This window comes from Maribacter sedimenticola, assembly GCF_900188415.1.
GTDB lineage: Bacteria > Bacteroidota > Bacteroidia > Flavobacteriales > Flavobacteriaceae > Maribacter > Maribacter sedimenticola.
In genome coordinates this window covers 521,968-541,835 of the sequence record NZ_FZNV01000003.1, presented here as the reverse complement: position 1 = coordinate 541,835, position 19,868 = coordinate 521,968, and the positions used below count along the sequence as shown (strand labels likewise).

Annotated in this window: 15 protein-coding genes; 12 read left to right on the top strand and 3 right to left on the bottom strand. The window is 37.0% G+C overall.

Going from position 1 to position 19,868, the window contains the following annotated elements; translation table 11 throughout:
* Nucleotides 1-60: 60 nt before the first annotated feature.
* The 4 genes from CHB68_RS11695 (at nt 61) to CHB68_RS11680 (ending at nt 6,179) form a co-directional block, all read left to right on the top strand.
* Nucleotides 61-1,377, top strand: coding sequence for a hypothetical protein (locus CHB68_RS11695; protein ID WP_089261057.1), 1,317 nt, complete (start codon nt 61-63; stop codon nt 1,375-1,377).
* A 351-nt stretch (nt 1,378-1,728) separates the two neighbouring features.
* The gene (locus CHB68_RS11690; protein WP_143815200.1) at nt 1,729-2,178 is read left to right on the top strand and encodes a YcxB family protein; all 450 of its coding nucleotides are present in this window, start codon (nt 1,729-1,731) and stop codon (nt 2,176-2,178) included.
* A 236-nt stretch (nt 2,179-2,414) separates the two neighbouring features.
* Nucleotides 2,415-3,626 (top strand): hypothetical protein, encoded by a 1,212-nt coding sequence (locus CHB68_RS11685; protein WP_143815199.1) that lies wholly within the window; start codon nt 2,415-2,417, stop codon nt 3,624-3,626.
* A gap of 213 nt (nt 3,627-3,839) precedes the next feature.
* Nucleotides 3,840-6,179: a hypothetical protein gene (locus CHB68_RS11680; RefSeq protein WP_089261054.1), complete on the top strand. Its 2,340-nt coding sequence runs from the start codon at nt 3,840-3,842 to the stop codon at nt 6,177-6,179.
* Between the two features lie 20 nt (nt 6,180-6,199).
* Here CHB68_RS11680 and CHB68_RS11675 read toward each other — a convergent pair whose 3' ends face one another.
* Nucleotides 6,200-7,069, bottom strand: coding sequence for a helix-turn-helix domain-containing protein (locus CHB68_RS11675; protein WP_089261053.1), 870 nt, complete (start codon nt 7,067-7,069; stop codon nt 6,200-6,202).
* Nucleotides 7,070-7,272: 203 nt separating this feature from the next.
* Between CHB68_RS11675 and pcaH the strand changes: the two genes are divergently transcribed.
* The 7 genes from pcaH (at nt 7,273) to pcaF (ending at nt 14,851) form a co-directional block, all read left to right on the top strand.
* Complete coding sequence (pcaH, locus tag CHB68_RS11670; RefSeq protein WP_071340299.1) at nt 7,273-7,980, top strand: protocatechuate 3,4-dioxygenase subunit beta; 708 nt, start codon at nt 7,273-7,275, stop codon at nt 7,978-7,980.
* A gap of 6 nt (nt 7,981-7,986) precedes the next feature.
* Nucleotides 7,987-8,529 (top strand): protocatechuate 3,4-dioxygenase subunit alpha, encoded by a 543-nt coding sequence (pcaG, locus tag CHB68_RS11665; protein ID WP_089261052.1) that lies wholly within the window; start codon nt 7,987-7,989, stop codon nt 8,527-8,529.
* Between the two features lie 13 nt (nt 8,530-8,542).
* The gene (gene pcaB, locus CHB68_RS11660; RefSeq protein ID WP_089261051.1) at nt 8,543-9,853 is read left to right on the top strand and encodes a 3-carboxy-cis,cis-muconate cycloisomerase; all 1,311 of its coding nucleotides are present in this window, start codon (nt 8,543-8,545) and stop codon (nt 9,851-9,853) included.
* Between the two features lie 4 nt (nt 9,854-9,857).
* Nucleotides 9,858-10,988, top strand: a complete 1,131-nt coding sequence (pcaDC, locus tag CHB68_RS18735) for a bifunctional 3-oxoadipate enol-lactonase/4-carboxymuconolactone decarboxylase PcaDC (protein ID WP_089261050.1) — start codon at nt 9,858-9,860, stop codon at nt 10,986-10,988.
* Nucleotides 10,989-10,992: 4 nt separating this feature from the next.
* Complete coding sequence (locus CHB68_RS11650; RefSeq protein WP_179213193.1) at nt 10,993-12,186, top strand: 4-hydroxybenzoate 3-monooxygenase; 1,194 nt, start codon at nt 10,993-10,995, stop codon at nt 12,184-12,186.
* A gap of 6 nt (nt 12,187-12,192) precedes the next feature.
* Nucleotides 12,193-13,542 carry a 3-oxoacid CoA-transferase gene (locus CHB68_RS11645; RefSeq protein ID WP_089261049.1) on the top strand — a complete coding sequence of 450 codons (1,350 nt, stop codon included), beginning with the start codon at nt 12,193-12,195 and terminating at the stop codon, nt 13,540-13,542.
* A 103-nt stretch (nt 13,543-13,645) separates the two neighbouring features.
* The gene (gene pcaF / locus CHB68_RS11640; RefSeq protein WP_089261048.1) at nt 13,646-14,851 is read left to right on the top strand and encodes a 3-oxoadipyl-CoA thiolase; all 1,206 of its coding nucleotides are present in this window, start codon (nt 13,646-13,648) and stop codon (nt 14,849-14,851) included.
* 60 nt (nt 14,852-14,911) lie between these two features.
* On the opposite strand, the gene CHB68_RS11635 is transcribed toward pcaF, so the two are convergent.
* Nucleotides 14,912-16,228, bottom strand: coding sequence for a sugar porter family MFS transporter (locus tag CHB68_RS11635; protein ID WP_089261047.1), 1,317 nt, complete (start codon nt 16,226-16,228; stop codon nt 14,912-14,914).
* Nucleotides 16,229-16,346: 118 nt separating this feature from the next.
* Here CHB68_RS11635 and CHB68_RS11630 point away from each other — a divergent pair, with 118 nt between their 5' ends.
* The gene (locus CHB68_RS11630) at nt 16,347-17,057 is read left to right on the top strand and encodes an SDR family oxidoreductase (RefSeq protein ID WP_089261046.1); all 711 of its coding nucleotides are present in this window, start codon (nt 16,347-16,349) and stop codon (nt 17,055-17,057) included.
* 1 nt (nt 17,058) lies between these two features.
* Here the strand turns inward: CHB68_RS11630 and CHB68_RS11625 are convergent, their stop codons facing one another.
* Nucleotides 17,059-19,800: a PD-(D/E)XK nuclease family protein gene (locus CHB68_RS11625; RefSeq protein WP_089261045.1), complete on the bottom strand. Its 2,742-nt coding sequence runs from the start codon at nt 19,798-19,800 to the stop codon at nt 17,059-17,061.
* Between the last annotated feature and the right edge of the window lie 68 nt (nt 19,801-19,868).

Below are 19,868 nucleotides of genomic sequence, written 5' to 3'. Positions count from 1 at the left end.
TAATCAGCGCCTGAATTTATATCCTAAAATTTAAAATAGGCACTAAGATAAACGCATGATATGAAAAAAATAACCCTTCTTCTTTTAGCCCTAGTCATTTTTAGTTGTTCAGATGATAACGTGATAACATCACCAGAAATCAGCATTGATGATGAAGATGAAAAGGAAGTTGAAATGGACGATCCTGTTGATGAAACAGTTAGTATCGAAGATTTACGAATAGGTGACCTTACCGTAAATTACGTAAATCCTGAGATCTCACCCAAAGACAACTATATGCTTTGGATAGAACTGAACACAGACAATGGCTTTACGGGGAAAGTATGGCATTGCGGCATTGACCCTGCAACCGGAGATTTGATTCCCGAAGACGGGAAAGGCTTTAGTCCGTTTACAAGTAATATTTACGCAAGACCGGCAGATTGGGGAGTTGATGAATTGGGTGTTTTCTATATTGGTGCCAACCTAGAAGGTGCCGTGAAATTAGTACGCCCCGTTACCCCAACCACAGGTACTGTAGAAGATATTGCCATTGAAAGTAGCAATAAAAGACGCGTATTTTACCCTTCGCAATTACCCAATAGCAATGAACGTTTTGTGAGTTTTATTGAGAATGATGTTATCAATGGATTTTCTTCTAGCACCCCTCAAAACACAAATTTTCAATTACGTCTTTTAGATTTGAAAAATCCTGAGAATAATTATTTAATTAAGGAGGAAGCTAGTGCTATTCCCAACCCCATTGCAATGGATGTTCTCGTTCCAAGATGGATTAAAGGGAGTCCCTATTTAACATTTGGCTCACAAGATGCCAATGGACAGGTACAAGCAACTGAGATTAATGCTTTTGAACCTGCGAATGCCCCGCTTATAATAACTAATGATGCTGCTAATAAAGTAGACGGACATCCAATACGCAACAGTGATACGGGAGAGCAATATTTCTTTAGCGGAAACAATGGTACGGATAAGGCAAACGTATACCAACGAATGGCATTTGGTGAAGCATTTACCTCGCTGAAGGAAATAGCACCCGTTAGCGTTCATTTAGAGAATCCTGCTTTAAATCAATCTCATGAACCTTTTATTTTTAATGGTGAAGTGTATACCACCTTTCAAATCAACGAAGAAGGAGTAGATTTTTTTGAAACAACTTTTAATAAACCCGGTGAAATTTGGATGGCCAAAGTGAGTGGCGCTACTACCGAATTTACCTTACTAAGTGACTTTGATGCTGAACTTTGCGTTTCTGAACCAGAACCCTACAAAGGCACCGATAGCGTATGGATTTTTTATTCAGCAGTAGACGTTGACCCAGATACTCCGTATTTGAAAAGACAGTTTCAATTAAGACGTTCTACGGCAATTCGGCCATAGTATTTTAGTGACATCTTAGAATGGAAATTTGAGTGTAATTAATGTTGTTAAATCAGCAATATCTAAAACCTGATTTTTAAGTCTTTTAGCCCAAAAGTTTTGGTAGGTTTCAGTTTGGGGTATAGTTGTAAATGTAGAAGTGCAAACTACGGATATCGATTTTAAACTGTGCCATTCTACAGCTGAAAAAATCATCCTTTTTTATGCGCTGGGTTTCAATACAGTAAACAACATTATATAAATCGTATCGTTATTTTTTAATAGCGGTAGGTAACCAAAAGTGCTCACATAGGGGTATAATATAACACTATGTGGCATATATTGAGAAAACTATAAAAGAACAGGTGTAATATGGTAACGAAGAGCGTAGTATCCAATTTTAAGCATATCATGAGCGGAAAAATGTATTTCTTCTTTAAGAAAAGTGTGTGGCGCTACCTTTTGGCAACCCTAATGATTGCTGTTGTGGTGCCTGTAAAGCAGTATAATTTCATCACTTCATTTCTGATCTATTTTTTTGGTTTACTGCTGATCGTATTTCCAATAATGATCATGGCCGCCAGGGTTCAGGGTAAAAAAATGGAATTTGATGCGGAGGTAACATTTGCTGAAGAAAAGATAACAATTAGGCATAGGAATAAAGACTTGGTAGAAACCAAGGATTGGAATTGGATCAAGAAGATAAGTGCTACAAAAGATAGGTTTGTGTTGGTAGTAAACCAAAGACAGCAATTTGTAATTTCTTTAGCTAAAGATGCGCTAACACAAGATGAAATAGCGTTTTTTGAACGAAAAAAATAAACAACTCCTAACTACCCTATAGAATCCAACAACCTACAACCAACAACGATCAACTAACAACCAACCTTTACGCTTTCCCGTAATCTAGTACCATTAAGTTTATCTACCTTTCCAATAAATACTAAAGTATACTTCCCTCTACTGCTTTAGAAATTAAAACTGCTTGTAACGTGGTTAATGTTTGATTACATATATCTGTACGCTAGCTTTCATATACAAAAATGAAATTTAAATATTTGAAAATAGAAACTATTATTAATGCCCTTAGGGGCGCTTATAATAATGAAAATCAATCTTTTGAAGCATTTAGTTACAATGAAATAAAATATGTTTTATTATCTCATTTACATACTTCTAAAAATATAAGCCGAACAGGGCGAGAACAGTTTATTGAATCCTTTTTAAGAAAATTTCATAAAGAAGAAATTAATGAGGTAAACTTCAATGCTTTTTTTGAAGAAGCTAAAACAAAGTATTTTCGAAAAAAGGAGGTTAACTACACATTGATTACATCTTTATCAATCGACTATTTACCATTTCGAAAAATAAAAATCAATAGGTCTATATTAAGGATACATGGTAAAAAATTCCCTAAAAAGTTCTTAAAGAGCAGAAAAGCTGTGCTGGCAGATTCTCGCAAAGAAGAATCCTTAAACGATTTTTTAAAAGTTTCGGTCGAATTAAAAGGAAAAAGCTTTTACGATGCCTTCGAAGAAGCTTACTTCGACTTGAATATTTTGCGTGGTATACTATGTCTAAATATAAACTCAACTTCCGAAATACCTTTAACAAATGATAGCCATCGGGCAATAAATAAAGTTCAATTCGGTGAATATCATACTTTGCACATCTCAGAATCTGGAGAAAGTATTGACAGTAGAAGCCATTGGTTTGAAACGAACTTTGGAGAAAAAGTAACTCAATTTTCAAATGAAAACAAAGAGGTTAGAAAAAAGAATATACTTTTTTGGCTAAGTAAGCTTAATAGTTGTCAAAAGGAACACAAAAATAAATTAAGTGAAGTATTTAATCTTTACGCTGGTGCTTTTGATGAAAAAGATAAACAAACTTGCTTTTTAAAAAGTTGGGTGGCATTGGAAAGCCTATTAGGAACACACGGAAATGAAACAATCATAAAAAGATGTTCTTCGATATATAAAAAGCAAGATAGAAATTTTCAAAACGAAATATTAAAAGGTTTACAACTGCAACGTAATCAAATTGTTCATGAAAATGATGATAAAATTAATTCAATTGTTAATTGCTATCACATCCAAAGATATATAAAAGGTATTTTGCTTTATAATAACTTGAGATATTCGAAAATTATAAAAAACAATGAAGAAGCTCTGAAACTTTTAGATTACAGACTACAATCCGAAAGCAGCTTGGAAAGTGAAATAAAAGTTTTAAGTGCTATTAAAAAAATAAAGAAATACGAAAGCTAAGACAACTTATAAACAATAAGGGCTTAGGGGTTAAGCGCAGGGTTTGCGTATTTTATAAAGTCGTAAAATCTTTGAGATTTTCTTTAAATAAGAAAAATTAAAACAAAAAGATTTTGCTATTGCAGAAAGCAAATGCCAGTTTGCTTCCGTACTGTTCATAGCTCAACCGTTGGCAACAAGTTCCAAATAATGAACTCTAAGAAATCATAAGAAATGCCAAAAAGTCGAAAAAGAAATAAAAAAGTAAAGAACAAAAAGGCAAAGAAACGGAATTACAAACCTTATGAAGTCGTTAAACAAGGATTTGTAAGGTTTGAAAATCCTTTTCCAAAAGATATTCCTTTCGAAAAAAGATTGGAGATAATTGTTGAAGTTGGGAAAAAATCTGAAATTAAATACAAAGAAGAATACAGCAAATTAATTGATTACTTTAATGAATATGACCCATTATACCTTGGTTCGTTTTGCGCTTACTATTTTGTCAGACAAGAAGAAGGTATAGATAGAGAAGCTATAGATGGACATCTTGAATTTCCTCCTTTTTTTCTTGAAATATTGCAATGTCTTTCATTGACTAAAGAAAGAACAATATCTGGGAAGCCATTAAATGATAAGGTGTTAGACTTCAAAACAACAATTCAAGATTTAAATACAGCACAATCTGGAAAATATTATGTTTTAGGTGAGAAAGCCAAAAATAAAGATGATATTGGAGTAGTGATGTTGAGGACTGAAATGATGGTTAATACTCTCGCTGTTAGAAACTGGGCTTATGTTCATCAAATGGAAATTATTGCCTATGAATTAGCAAATTTTGTTGAACCTTTATTTTCTAATACTACAGGCTTTAAATCACATAATCTTTTAGACGTACTGTTGGGAATTGTATCCTTAACAGAAAACAAGCTCAATATTCATCATAGAAAAACTCACTCATTCGTAAAGACTAAAACCTATAATGATACTTTCAATAAATATGAACAATCATTTCCTCAAGTTTTAAAAAGTGAAAAAGTTCAAAGAGAAAAAACTTGGAGTCTTGTAAACAAAAATTTAAAAAATCTTAAAGCTATATTTTTAGCACATTCTGATTACTTTCTAACGGATATTCATTCTCATAGTGTAGATGAAGTTTATAATCATTTGCGAAAAAAAGTACCTAAAAATGAAATTTCCAGCATATTAGAAAATTTAAGCCTAAAGTTTGGAGAGCTATCAGATAAAAATAAAGACCATATCTTTTTAGACAATCCTATTCATTCTAAACCATTCGTAAGGTTAGAAAATGACAAATATTATTCAATCATTCCACATATGTTTAATCATATCTCAATTGATGTGCTTGAAACATTTTTAACTCTACAACCCAAACTTAGAAGCCAGTACATTAAAAAGAAAGGCAAATATCTTGAAGACAAAGTTGAAGTGTTGTTTAGAAAATCATTTCCAAAAGCACATATATTTTCAGGTAGTTTATGGAGCAATAATGAGGATGATAAAATTTATGAAAACGACCTAATTGTATTAGTTGAGGAATTTGCGATTATAGTTGAGTGTAAATCTGGAACTATTTCTCCTCCAGCAAAGCGTGGTGCTCCAGAACGCTTATTCAGAACAATGAAAGAACTTGTAGTGGAACCATCTGAGCAGGCTATACGTTTTCAAAATTTTTTAAATGAAAATCCAAATCAACATAAGTTTAAAACAAAGTCCGGAAAAATAAACAATATTGATAGTTCTAAAATTAAATATTATGTGCCATTAGGTATCACTCTTTCTAATTTAGGCTCTATTGGTTGTAACTTAAAGAAACTCATTTCTGCAAAAATAATCTCACATAAAATAGAGGAACTAGCACCATCTATTAGCTATACAGATTTAGAAATAATTTTTGAAATTTTATCTACACAGGCAGAAAAAATACATTACTTATCTCGGAGAAGAGAATTTGAAGCGCATATTGATTTCCAAGGCGATGAAATGGATTTATTTGGCTTCTATCTCGATAATGGTTTTAACATTGGGGAAACTGAATATGATGAAGGTTTTCATATTAATTTAACTCTAAAATCAAAAGAGCTTGATCCATATTTCATCGGGAAACATAGAAATGTAAAGGTTAAGAAACCTGCATTGAAAAAAACTAAATATTGGATTGATTTATTAAAAAGAATTGAATCAATTTCTCAAAATTGGCTTGCTTCTTCATTTATTTTATTAAATCTACCAATTGAAGACCAGATTAAATATGAAAAGAACTTGAAGAAGCTGAAAGGAATGATTCTTAACGATGAATGTGAAAAAAAGCATAATTATTTAGTGATGAATTTCGGTCCAAAGAGAAGGGAATATATACTGGTAGGTTACCCTTATAAAAATACAGATAGAGAAACAAGAAATGGAGTTATGAATGATATTGTTGGTTCCATAGAAAAACGAAAAAATATAAGAGGATATTTAATTATAGGTTACAATCTAAATACGGAAAATTATCCTTATTCAGTAATTGCAGGAAGTCTTGAAACAAAATTTTTCGATAAATTAGACAAATAGCAAAAACCACCAACCAAAAATCATCCCTTCCTAAATTCCCCAGGTGCTACGCCCACCCGTTTTTTGAACAAGCGGCTAAAATAGGCAGGGTCGTTAAAATTTAAAAAGTAAGCTACTTCGGCAATGGAGTATGAGGTGTTTAAAAGGTATTTTTTAGCCTCGTTCATGGTGAAATCTTGTACCACTTTAAGGGCAGATTTTCCGGTTACGGTATGGCAAACACGGTTGAGGTGGGTTTGGGTGATGCCTAGGGCATCGGCAAATTTCTTTATACTCAGCAAGTTTTGTGCATGTTGTCGTATCAATTCTTGAAATTGCTGATAATACGCCAAGTTTTTATTGTTGGAAAGTAGGGCATCTGCCGTATTTCTGAATTTTTCACGAAAAAGCGCTAGGTACACCAATTCAAAATACTTTCTTAAAGCTAAAAGTTTTTCTGGAGTATCTTCAAAAATTTCGTTTTGTATTTTGTCTTTAAGGTACTGCACATCAGAAAAAGTAGTGGTGTTCCCTAAAAATGAAAAACAGTTCAATTGGTTACTCTGCTTTTTTATACTGGCTTTATCCTGTAAAAGTGTGTCATAAAAAGATACGGAGAGGGTAATGACCTCCCCGACAATAGAAGGCTCAAAATGAAACCCATGTAATACGTTGGCAGGTACCGTAACCACGCAGGGAGCAGCAAGTTCAATACGGTTACCTTCAGAAAGTAAAAAACCGCTACCTACTTCTATGACAAACATCTGCACCAAATCTGTATGAATATGCTCGGCAATCTCCCATTCATAAATTTTACTGCGATCCTCCAAGGGTTCAATATGTATAAAGTCGGTCACCAAGGGCTGTTGATGCTCGCCGTACAATCCCTTATAACGTAGTAAATCGTTCATTATGTTTATTTATAACTGATGTTATTATGTTTTAAATATAGTATAAAGTAATGTATTACAGTATTTTAATAAAAAATATTGTCTTATTTGAACATTTTAAGGTATATATATTGTTTATTTTGTCCTATTATTATTTAAAATTGTCCTAAGGGTTAAAAATTACTTGTACTAGCTTTGGAAGACAGTAGTTTAATACATTGAACATGAGCATTACAACGGACTCCAAATTTGATATCGAAGTACAACCGCCCTATTTAGACGAAGCCTATAAATCGACTATTTTAAGAGCGCCATTGCAACCCTTGGTCGTCCCTAAAAAGAAAGACATTACCTTATCAGGTCCGCTTTTTAAAGATTTTAAATTAGGGGCTTTAGATCATGATCTTACCAAGAATTCTGTAAAAGATGGAGAACCTATTGGCGAGCGTATTGTGGTGCATGGCAAAGTCACCAATGAACATGGACACCCTTTACCACATACGTTAATTGAGTTGTGGCAGGCAAATTCTGCTGGGCGTTATGTACATAAGGTAGATCAACATGACGCACCCTTGGACCCTAATTTTTTAGGTACGGGACGTTGTATGACAGATGCACATGGCTATTATAAATTCTACACCATAAAACCGGGTGCTTACCCTTGGGGAAACCACCCCAATGCATGGCGGCCAAATCATATACATTTTTCGTTGTTCGGGGGCGATATTGCCAGTAGGTTGATTACTCAAATGTACTTTCCTGGCGATCCGCTCTTTGAGCATGACCCTATTTTTAAGGCTGTCCCCCCAAAAGGCAGGGAATTGTTGGTGTCAGCTTTTGACCTATCGGTTACCGAGGCCAATTTTGCACTGGGCTATCGGTTCGATATTGTTTTACGTGGAAAAAATGCAACCCCATTTGAAAATTTGTAAACAAGTATGAAGACATCAGCAGTTAAAAAACAGACTCCTTCACAAACTATAGGGCCTTATTTTGCCTACGGGTTAACGCCACAACAGTATGGCTATGATTTTGATAGTTGGGTAGACCATGATATGGTTAAAGGGTTAAATAATGTGGAAACCATTACCATAACGGGTACCGTTTACGATGGTAATGCACAGCCCGTAGATGATGCCATGATAGAACTTTGGCAGGATGATGGAGTGCATAAATTGTTTGGACGCTACGGCTCGGGTACGGATGAAGGAAATACATTTACCTTTAAGACAATAAAACCAAAATCGGTTAATGGTCAGGCACCATTTATTCATGTAATACTATTTATGCGTGGTCAATTATTGCATTCATATACACGTATTTATTTTGCCGATGAACAGCAACTTAATGAAACCGATGCTAATTTAAATGCTGTTGACGCCGATAGAAAGTACACGTTGATCGCGGAGAAGAAAGGCGATTCATATGTATTCAATATTCACATGCAGGGCCCCAATGAAACCGTTTTTTTTGAAATTTAATACATAGCAGTACATGTCGCTCTACACTGAGACTTTTTACGCCAATGAACTCACTGAACTTTTTTCTGATCGCGAGTCCGTCACCAAACTTTTAAACGTAGAAGCTGCCTTGGCACAGGCACAAGCTGAGGTAGGGTTGATCCCATCAACGGCATCAAAAATAATATCAGAATGTTGTGTGGTAGATGCTATTGACATTAATGCTTTAAAATCTGATATTGTTTTAGGGGGTAATGTTGCCATTCCTTTAGTAAAGCAATTAACAAAGGCCATAAAAAATCGTGATTTTGAGGCCTCTAAATATGTGCATTTAGGAGCTACCAGTCAAGATATTATAGACACTGCAACGATACTAACGATTAAGGAATACGTTGTTTGGTTAGAGGGCAAATTAGAAGTTTTACAGCATGCATTGGTACAACTCACCAAAGACCATGTGCACACGATAATGATGGGTAGAACCTTGTTGCAGCAAGCAAAACCCATGACGTTCGGTATGAAATCTGCCGGATGGCTAGAAGGTATTTCGCGCACTAGAACACGATTGAACGAACTAAAAAGTCGTTTGTTTTGCATTCAGTTGGGTGGCGCTGTTGGTAGTGGTAATGCCAATATTACAACCGAGGTTCAAATGGCCTTCGCTAAAAACCTTGACTTGAATGCATCTTTTCCATGGCAGTCACAGCGAGATTCCTTAGCGGAATTTGCTTCTGTTTTAGGAGTTTTGTCAGGTTCTTTGGGTAAAATAGCAAAGGATATCTCCTTACTCATGCAAACAGAAGTTGGGGAGGTTTTTGAAGGTGCCGAAGAAGGCAAAGGCGGTTCCAGTACCATGCCACATAAACGCAATCCTGTTGGCTGTGCGCTTATTTTAAGCAACGCCACCCGCACACCCGGTTTAGTGGCTACAATGCTTACCGCTATGCCCCAAGAACATGAACGTTCTGCCGGATTATGGCATGCGGAATGGGAAACATTAACGCAGCTCATGAATTTAACGGGCGGTTCTTTAGAAAAGTCCGTCGATTTAATAACGAATCTAGAAGTTAATAAAGACCGGATGCTTCAGAATATGGAGATTACGAACGGACTCATTTATGCCGAAAAGGTGTCATTGTATCTGTCCAAATCCTTAGGAAAAATGCAAGCGCACGAATCGGTAAAGAAGGCGTGTACCTTGGCGTTGCAACAACGAAAGCACTTAAAAGAGGTAGTTCAAGAAATGCACCCTCAAATAGAGTCTATAGAAGATTTGTTCAAACCTGAAAATGCCATAGGCAATAGTGTGGTCTGGACAGAAAACATATTAAAAAAGTATTCATAAGGTTATGAAAACAAACTATAAATTACAGGGAACACCCAACAGTCCCGTACTGATGTTCTCCAATTCCTTAGGGGCAGATTTAACCATGTGGGATGAATTGGTGCCGTATTTACTACCTTATTTTAGGGTTTTACAATATGATACAAGGGGGCATGGGCAAAGCGAACTTACGGATGGACCTTACACAATAGAACAATTGGGCCAAGATGTAATTGACCTATTGGATACATTAAAAATAGATAAAGTGTATTTCTGCGGCTTGTCCATGGGCGGGTTGATCGGTCAGTACTTGGGCATCAACCATCCAGACCGTTTGCACAAACTCATTATCAGTAATACAGATACTAAGATTGGTACTGTAGAACGATGGAACGATCGTATTAAAACCATCAACGAACAAGGCATGCAAGCTATCGTAGATGCCACAATGGAAAAATGGTTTACCGAAAGCTATCACCAAACGCATCCATCCCGCGTAGCGGAAATGAAAAAAATATTCTTGGCGAACAGACCAGAAGGATATACCGCTTGTTGTTCTGCAATTGGTAATGCCGATTTTAGGGCGGATATTAAACAAATTCAGCCAGAGACTTTAATCATTACAGGTGATGAAGATGCCGTTACCAATGTGGCGCAAGCCGAAAACATGCAAAAAGAAATAGCAGGTGCTGAGCTAAAAGTGTTTCATGCCAGACATTTACCAAGCACCGAATTACCGGCATATTACGCTGAAACACTTATCAATTTTATAGTCGGCGAAGATACTTTTGACAGGGGCATGCATGTGCGTAGAACCGTTTTAGGTGATGCCCACGTGGATAGGGCCAACGGAAACAAGAATGAATTCAATACCGATTTTCAAGAATTTATTTCGCATTACGCATGGGGAGAAATTTGGACCCGACCGGGTTTGCCCAAACACAGCAGAAGTCTAATTACACTGGCTATGTTGATACCGCTCAATAAAAAAGCGGAGTTTAAAATGCATGTAAAAGCGGCATTCAACAATGGTGTAACCAAAGATGAAATCAAAGAAGTGATTCTACAATCAGGTATTTACTGTGGTTTACCCGCGGCCAACGATGCCATGCATTCGGCAGAAGAAGTATTTACAGATTTAGGAATAGAATACTAACCGGATGATACATATTAAAACACAAGTAGGAATAATAGGTGCCGGACCTTCTGGGATGGTCTTGGCCAATTGGTTAAGAAAGCACGGTATAGATGCCGTAGTCATAGAACTGCGTTCACGGGAATATGTTGAAGGTAGGGTTCGTGCCGGTTTGGTAGAACAGAACACCAAAGATATCTTGAAGGAATTGGGTCTTGATGCCCGAATGAAAAAAGAAGGCATTGTTCATGATGGCGTATACCTTAGCTTTGATGAGGAACGTGTTCATATCCCTTTTGGCGAATTGACTGGCGGCAGAACCATAACTATTTACGGTCAGCAGGAAATTACCAAAGACCTTACGGATGCTTGGTTGCAAGAGGGCGGAGAACTGCACTTTGAAACTAGGGCGACCAAAATAGTAGATTTTGATACGAAGCGTCCTAAAATACATTTTGAAAAAGACGGCGAAGAAGGAATTCTGGAATGCGATTTTGTGGCGGCCTGTGATGGTTTTCATGGTATTGGAAGAAAGACCTTGCCAAAGAAAAGTTTCCAGTCCTATGATATTACCTATCCGTTCAGCTGGTTGGGCATATTGGCAAATGTAGCGCCTTCAACAGATGAATTAATATATGCATATCACGAGAATGGTTTTGCATTAAATAGTTTACGTTCAGAAACCGTAAGTAGATTATATGTTCAGGTAGACAATGATGAATCGGTAGATAATTGGTCTGATGATAGAATTTGGAGCGAACTTTCCCAACGTCTTGCGGCCCCTGGTTTTGACTTGGAAGAAGGTCCTATTTTTGAAAAAGGAATAACGCCAATGCGCAGCCATATGATTGATAGTTTACGAAGTGGGAGATTATTATTGGCTGGCGATGCTGCACATATCGTTCCACCAACAGGGGGTAAAGGAATGAACTTGGCCATTGCCGATGTAAAACATATGGTTGACGCCTTTGTGGCCTATTATAAAACGAATTCTGAAACGTTACTGGACACCTATACCGATGATGCCCTTCGCAGAATATGGAGAGCGCAGGACTTCTCTAATTTTATGACCAAATTATTTCACAAACAAGACGCTCATGGGTCATTTACCTATCGCTTACAAAAAGCAAAATTTGATTATCTAAAAGTATCTAGAGCATATAAAACCACCATAGCAGAGAACTATGTAGGGCTACCGTTTGAATCGTTTAAAAATTAAATTCCAATGAAAACAGTTCCAATAATAAGTGCTGAAAAAGCAGCAAGTTTAGTGAAAGATGGCGACATCATTTTAGGGGGTGGCTTTGGTATGACGGGTAACCCCGTGAATATTATTCATGAATTGGCAAAGACCAAGACCAAAGACCTCACCTTTATCGCAAACAATGTAGGCGAACCTAATATGGGCGGTGGTCGCTTGTTGAACAATGGTCAATTAAAGAAAATGATCGGCTCTTTTTTCACTTCGAATAGAGAAGCCGTTTTAGCGGCACAAGAAGGTCGTGTGGAATATGAATTATTGCCTCAAGGAACTTTGGCAGAAGCTATAAGGGCAGGTGGTGCAGGTATTGGCGGATTTTATACGCCCACATCGGCAGGAACCTTAATCGCTGAAGGACGAGAAACCAAAATGCTTAATGGAAAAGAGCAAGTTTTTATAGAAGGTATTAGAGGAAATGTAGCCATCATAAGAGCTTGGAAAGCAGATACGGCAGGAAATCTGCAATACCGCATGACGGAACAAAATTTCAATAGAGCCATGGCAACAGCTGCTGATATTGTAATTGCCGAAGTACAAGAAATTGTTCCTAACGGGGAAATTGACCCTAACGAAATTCATACTCCAGGTTGTTTTGTAGACTATTTGGTGGAGCGAAAACTAACAGAAGAAGATTTGGGTTCGTCAGCATCGGTAGGTTCGTCAAAAGTAATTGATGAAAAACGGATGAATATGGCCAAACGTGCGTTTGCGGAATTGGAAAAAGGCGATGTGGTGAATCTTGGAATTGGCATCCCAACTTTAGTAGCCGATTTGATAAAACCAGAAGACGGCATCATTCTACATACCGAAAACGGAATGCTAGGTGTAGGTCCCGAACCAAAAGATGGTGGCGGCGCTATGTATTATCCTGTAAATGCAGGTAAAGTACCCGTTACGGCGTTGCCTGGAAGCAGTTATTTTGATAGTGCCGATAGTTTTGCCATGATTCGTGGCGGGCATATTGATGTGGCCATTATGGGCGGATTGGAAGTAGATGCGCAAGGAAATCTGGCCAACTGGTCCGTACCCGGAAAACCTTTATTAGGAGTAGGCGGTGCGATGGATTTAGCATCGGGCGCCAAAAAATTAATTATTACATTACGCCATACGGATAGAGATGGCGGTTCAAAAGTAGTTGAAAATTGCACGTTGCCCATTACGGATTTTAGCTGTGTAGATATGTTAATTACGGAATTGGCCGTGTTCAAATTTATTGACGGACAGTTGACCCTTATAGAGATTTTACCAGGTAGTACCTTGGAAGAAGTCCGTGAAAAAACCGAAGCCAAATTTGTAGAACAGTTATCAAAGTAAAAAATCAAGTTCAAGTTCTCTGAGCTTACGGTAAGGAACTAAAAGAAAAAGTTAATCTATAAAATCCAACAACGAAAAATGAACAACTAACAACGACTTAAGAATGAAAGAAGCATATATAGTTGACGCGATAAGAACCCCAATAGGAAGTTTTAGAGGTGCTTTGGCACAAGTGAGAGCAGATGATTTGGCGGCAATTCCCATCAAGGCCTTACTCGAAAAATATCCGAATCTACCCAAAGATGCGATTGATGATGTTATACTAGGATGTCATAATCAAGCTGGGGAAGACAATAGAAATGTGGCGCGTATGGCGCTACTCTTGGCAGGATTACCATATACCGTTCCCGGTGAAACGATCAATAGATTATGCTCATCAGGTATGTCTGCCGTGGTGCAAGCAAATCGTGCTATTAAAGCTGGTGATGGCGATGTATTTATTGCCGGAGGAATGGAACATATGTCTAGAGGGCCTTTGGTGATTTCAAAACCATCAACGGCGTTTGGTAACGACTCTAAAATGGAAGACTCTAGCTTTGGATGGCGTTTTGTGAATAAAAAGTTACATGAAATGTATGGTACGGATGCCATGGGAATTACCGCAGAGAATCTAGCCGAGATGTTTAGCATAAGTAGGGAAGACCAAGATTTATTTGCATATAATTCTCAAATGAAAGCTGCAAAAGCACAGCAAAATGGAATTCTTGGGGAAGAGATTTGTCCGGTTGAAATTCCGCAACGAAAAGGAGACCCAATTATCGTGAGTCAAGATGAATTCATAAGACCGAGTACAACGATAGAAAAATTAGCCACTTTAAGAACCGTCTTCAAAAAAGATGGAACGGTAACCGCAGGTAATGCATCAGGATTAAATGACGGTGCGGCAGCCATGTTAGTTGTTTCAGAAGATGCCTTGAAAAAATACAATCTCACGCCAAAAGCTAGAATAGTAGCTTCAGCTGTAGTGGGTGTAGAACCAAAAATAATGGGTATTGGTCCTGTCTACGCCACTAGAAAAGTTTTGGCAAAAGCAGGCTTGGAATTAAAGGACATGGATGTACTGGAATTCAACGAAGCCTTTTCCGCTCAAGCGTTGGCCTGTACACGCGAGTTAGGATTAAAGGATGATGACCCAAGAATAAACCCTAACGGCGGGGCGATTGCTATCGGTCACCCATTAGGAATGTCCGGTACACGAATACTTCAAGCGGCAACGAACGAATTAGTTCGCTCCGGAGGAAAATATGGTTTGGCTACCATGTGTGTGGGTGTAGGCATGGGGTATGCTACTATTATTGAGCGTATATAATACAGCATATAAAAGCGCATATTCATTACTTTTTTTAACTGAATATGCGCTTTTTTTGAATTACTTTTCGGTAAGTTTTTTACTTAATTCTTCTAAAGAAACCCCTTTTGTCTCCGGCATCATAAAATGTACCCAAAGCAATTGTAAAACCATCATAAAGGCAAAGAAAAGGAATACGGTACCTGCGCCAATGGTTGAGAACAGGAACGGTACTGCCGCCGGAATGGCCGCAGCCAATATCCAGTGTACGGAACTACCGAACGCTTGTCCGCTACCCCGTAAGTGGTTGGGGAATATTTCGGAAATAAAGACCCAAATAACACTTCCCTGGCCAATAGCGTGCGAGGCTATGAACACGAACAAAAATATAGGAACGGCCATACCCTGCCATTCAAAGAAAAATGCACAGGCTACAAGGGATAACGAAACAATATAGCCAAGAGAACCAATATACATTAACTGTTTACGTCCTAACCTATCTATTAAATTGATGCCCAATAAGGTAAAAAGCATGTTGGTTACCCCAATACCCACACTGCTTAATAAAGCTGTACTTGCACCAAGACCGGCCTCCTCAAATATTCTTGGGGCGTAGTATAAAAACGCGTTTATACCGGACACCTGGTTGAAAAATGCAATAAGAAAAGCCAATATCAACGGAAAACGATATTTCTTCATAAAAATGGATTCCCCAACTTCCGTATCATTGTCATCTTGCTGTATTAGGTTGATTGCTTCATCAACATCTTGATCAGGATTGATCATTTTCAATACCTTACGTGCCTCATCAATTCGTCCTTGGGTAATCAACCAACGGGGACTCTTGGGTACGGTCAAAACAAACAAGGTATAGATTATGGCCGGAATGCCTTCTACACCAACCATCCATCTCCAAGAATTTTCGCCCAAGCCGCTAAGCATATAATTGGAAAGAAAGGCAATAAGAATACCGAATACCAAACTGAATTGATAAAACCCTACTAGTTTACCACGGCTATTGGCAGGAGAAATTTCAGAAATATAAGCAGGTGCTGCAATGGTTGAAACCCCAACACCAATACCTCCAATAAACCTAAAAATGGCAAATGTTATGGGGTCATTGGCCAAGGCAGAGCCAATGGCGGAAACACTGAATAAGACACCTATCCAAATCAATGTATTTTTTCTTCCAAATTTATTGGTAGGTATTCCTGCAAACAATGCACCAAGAACAGTACCCCATAATGCACCGGAAATGACTACCCAACCATGAAATGAATCAGAACTGTCCCATAACGCTTGTAATTGTTTATCTGCACCTGAAATAACAACGGTATCAAATCCAAATAAAAAACCTGCTAAAGCTACGGTAATAGACCAAACGAGTATCCTGTTCATTTTAATGTTTTTTTAAGATTTGCTAAATATAATAAATCAAAATCGTTAATTCTTGTTCTTTATCAGCTACATTAATTTCATATAAGCAGTAACTTGTTATAATTTTTAAAATGATATAATGAAAGATTTGAAAAATAAGGTAGTGTATATTACCGGTGGAACAAAAGGAATAGGGTTGGGTGTAGCCAAGTCGCTTTTGGCAGAAGGCATGAAGGTGGCAATTAGTGGCAGAACACAACAAAGTGTGGACCAAGCGTTAAAAGAGTTTAATAACGATGCGGTATTGGGTGTGGTATCTAATGTTGCAAAAATGGAAGATGAAAAAAATGCCGTTTCCAAGATTTTGGATAAATGGGGACAATTAGATGCAGTTTTGGCCAATGCAGGTGTAGGTAATTTTGCACCCATAGATGAAATGACGGACGAAGCGTGGCACCAAATGATAGATACCAATTTAAATGGGGTTTTTCATACTCTTAAGGCATCTGTAGAGGCATTGAAAAAATCTAAGGGTTATTATATTACATTGGCAAGTTTGGCGGGAACCAATTTCTTTGCTCAAGGTGCGGGTTACAATGCGTCTAAATTTGGGGTAGTTGGTTTTACCCAGGCCGCAATGCTTGATCTACGTAAATATGATATAAAGGTATCTACAATAATGCCGGGATCGGTAGCTTCACAGTTTAACAATAATGAACCAAGTGAAAAAGATGCATGGAAAATTCAACCAGAGGATATTGGGGAACTGGTGTTGAATCTATTAAAAATGAATCCAAGGACCCTACCAAGTAAAATAGAGGTTAGACCAACCAGACCTGATAAAAAATAGGTTATACTTCTTTTTCTGTGAACGGAATTTCAGGATTACATATTTCTGTAATTAATTGACCAAGAATCTGCTCGAAATCTGAAATTACATCATGGGTAATGATGTGGTTCTTTGCTCCTCGAGCAGATTCTTTTTGTGCAAAAAGCAAGGTGCCATCGGTAAAGTTTTTTAATGAAATGATTCCTGCTTGTACCGCTAAATTAGGTGTAGGGTTGGTCTTAAAATACATAAGGCCATAACAAAGTAACTGAAATGCTTTGCTGTACTGATAATCTTGTGTCAGTACATCCCAATCCATTAGTTCAACATTTCTGCGGTCCACCCGGCCTGTTTTGTAATCTATAATTCTTGTTACCCCATCAAATTCATCAATACGATCTAATTTTCCCTTTAAGATAATAGGGATGTCCAAACCATCTATATGAAGGGGAACCTGTAAATCTTGCTCCAAACCTATAATCTTAATGGTATGATGGGTTAGTTGGTCAATTTCAACATCAATAAATGTTTGAATATATTTAAGGATGACGTGAAAGGTAATGTAGTTTTTCCCTGATTCTATATTACCTTCCTTAAAGGTCTTTTTAAAATTAAAGAGCACCGTTTTATGGATATCTTTTTTTATAGCGGTTAATCCCTCCTTGGTAAGGTTGGTGTTGATCAAAGGGGTGTATAGCGCTTCTAAGGAATCATGTACAATAGTTCCAAAAGTATTAGGGGCCAAAGTCTCTTCTACCTCTAGAACATCGTTAATGTTCAATAGGTTTTGTTTATAAAAATCTATGGGGTTCCTAATATAATTACTAAGTGAACTTGGCGAAAATCCTTTTGCTGCTTTAGAATGTATAAGCGTCAGTAGACTTTCGGTTTTAGGAATGGTCTCTTTGGTATAAGGATACGACTGTATCTGGGGAGTAGCAATATATTCGGTAATGCCGGTTCTTTGTTCATCCGTTAATAACTGGGTTATCAACCTACTTTTTTCTCCCCCTTCCAAAGCGTCCGGTTCCGTATTATATAGGATATACACATTTTTGGCCCGTTGCAACAATCTATAAAAGTGATAGGTATATACCGCATCTTTTTCTTTATAGGTTGGTAGATCGTTTTTGGTTTTAAGGTCAAAGGGGATAAAGGAATTATTTGATTTACCTGAAGGTAAAATTCCTTCGTTCACTGAAGTAAGTATAACGGTCTCAAAATCTAACAACCTACTTTCCAGCATTCCCATAATTTGAATACCTTCTGTAGGATTACCTTGAAAATCCAACGTTTCCGTACTTAATAATTGTCTAAATAGTTGTTTTAAACTCTTAAGGCTATTTATATAGGTAAACGTATTGCATAAGTCCTTAAGTTGGTTAAATAGCGTATAAAACTTATATAATTGCTCAAGTATTAGAACATCAGTGCTCAAGGAATCTATTGTCCTAAAGACTTGCACCAGGGATAAAAAATGATCAATTAAAATTTTTGGGTCGTTCTGTACATCCTTAAAAAGTAAATCTATGGTATTATGTTGGCCAATAAGGGATGCAATTTGGGCCATGGTAATATAGGACCAGTTATTGGTCTTAATTTTGATGATAAGCTCCTGTGCGGAGATGTTTTCTGCATTTAATAGTGTAACGGTATAGGAATGGGTTAGTAGGTTTAAGAGGTGTTTGTAAAACCATCCTTTTTCTGTTCGTTGCTCATGAAATTCAATTACATGTAAAAAGAAACTAGCCAATGTGGTCAATTCCAATTTTTGACCCATGGTAATATTGGTAGCCGTTATTTCTTTGGGTATAAAATGTAATAACGGATTCAATAATTCTTCATTGCCCAGTACTATAGCTGCATTTTTAAGTTGTTCCGGATTTTTAGTCTTGATGTTTTTCAGTAAATGACCCACATAATTTACCTGTGATATATTTTTGGGAACACCTATAATTTCAATGTTCTTTTGGGATAGATAATGATTGGAAACGCCCTGCAAATCCTTGTTTTTTAATACGGGCCATGTGTTTTGATAAGTTCTAATAAAGTATCCTGCATCGTGAATGGGATCCTTTAAAAAATAGGTATCAATATCCCAATATGCAGATGCATTGGTTTGCTGCAGAATGGACTGTATTAGCAGGCTTTCTGCTTTATTTAAGGCGTTGAATCCTAAAAAGACATGTTTTTTGGTATTGTTTTCTAAATACTGTGGTAGTTTTTCAACAGATGTCTTGTAGATTAGTCCTTGGTGGCCTAAACCTTGTTGAATTAAATTTTTATTAAAGTGTTGGTATATATCCTCTAAATGTCTCCAGAAATGTAGGTAATTTTCTATCATTTCAGACTTATCCGCATTTAATGACCAATGATTTACTTCTTGAATGGCGGCTACATTTTGGTATAATGTTTTGGCATTGACAAGGTAACGGTCAATTTCATTAAAATCCTGTAGTAGTATCTGACCCCATTTTAAAAAAGAATCAAAGGATTCCTTTTCATATTCCCCAACTTGTAGATAGGCTTTATAAAGTTCAAAAAGTTGTGTCGTGGCATTTGCGGTTACCAGACCAGAAATATGCGCTATGAAATCTTCTATGCTATAAATTTCCGGAGCTAAAACGGTTTGGTTAATGTTCTTGCTTAATTCCCTTTTTAGAAAAACTCCAGCACGTTTACTGGGTAAAACAAATATGATTTCCTGAATACGTTGTTCCGTATTCAATACCTCTTTGACCACATCCTTTATGAAACTTTGCATAGGGTAAAAATAAAAAAGCTCCGCATATAATGCGGAGCTTTTATTAAAACACTTAAGGTTTGTGTAAA

Bases quoted from the DNA above. Each gene is read 5' to 3' on its own strand.
- CHB68_RS11695 (WP_089261057.1), top strand. From the start codon at position 61: ATGAAAAAAATAACCCTTCTTCTTTTAGCCCTAGTCATTTTTAGTTGT.
- CHB68_RS11690 (WP_143815200.1), top strand. From the start codon at position 1,729: ATGGTAACGAAGAGCGTAGTATCCAATTTTAAGCATATCATGAGCGGA.
- CHB68_RS11680 (WP_089261054.1), top strand. From the start codon at position 3,840: ATGCCAAAAAGTCGAAAAAGAAATAAAAAAGTAAAGAACAAAAAGGCA.
- CHB68_RS11675 (WP_089261053.1), bottom strand. From the start codon at position 7,069: ATGAACGATTTACTACGTTATAAGGGATTGTACGGCGAGCATCAACAG.
- pcaH (WP_071340299.1), top strand. From the start codon at position 7,273: ATGAGCATTACAACGGACTCCAAATTTGATATCGAAGTACAACCGCCC.
- pcaG (WP_089261052.1), top strand. From the start codon at position 7,987: ATGAAGACATCAGCAGTTAAAAAACAGACTCCTTCACAAACTATAGGG.
- pcaB (WP_089261051.1), top strand. From the start codon at position 8,543: ATGTCGCTCTACACTGAGACTTTTTACGCCAATGAACTCACTGAACTT.
- pcaDC (WP_089261050.1), top strand. From the start codon at position 9,858: ATGAAAACAAACTATAAATTACAGGGAACACCCAACAGTCCCGTACTG.
- CHB68_RS11650 (WP_179213193.1), top strand. From the start codon at position 10,993: ATGATACATATTAAAACACAAGTAGGAATAATAGGTGCCGGACCTTCT.
- CHB68_RS11645 (WP_089261049.1), top strand. From the start codon at position 12,193: ATGAAAACAGTTCCAATAATAAGTGCTGAAAAAGCAGCAAGTTTAGTG.
- pcaF (WP_089261048.1), top strand. From the start codon at position 13,646: ATGAAAGAAGCATATATAGTTGACGCGATAAGAACCCCAATAGGAAGT.
- CHB68_RS11635 (WP_089261047.1), bottom strand. From the start codon at position 16,228: ATGAACAGGATACTCGTTTGGTCTATTACCGTAGCTTTAGCAGGTTTT.
- CHB68_RS11630 (WP_089261046.1), top strand. From the start codon at position 16,347: ATGAAAGATTTGAAAAATAAGGTAGTGTATATTACCGGTGGAACAAAA.
- CHB68_RS11625 (WP_089261045.1), bottom strand. From the start codon at position 19,800: ATGCAAAGTTTCATAAAGGATGTGGTCAAAGAGGTATTGAATACGGAA.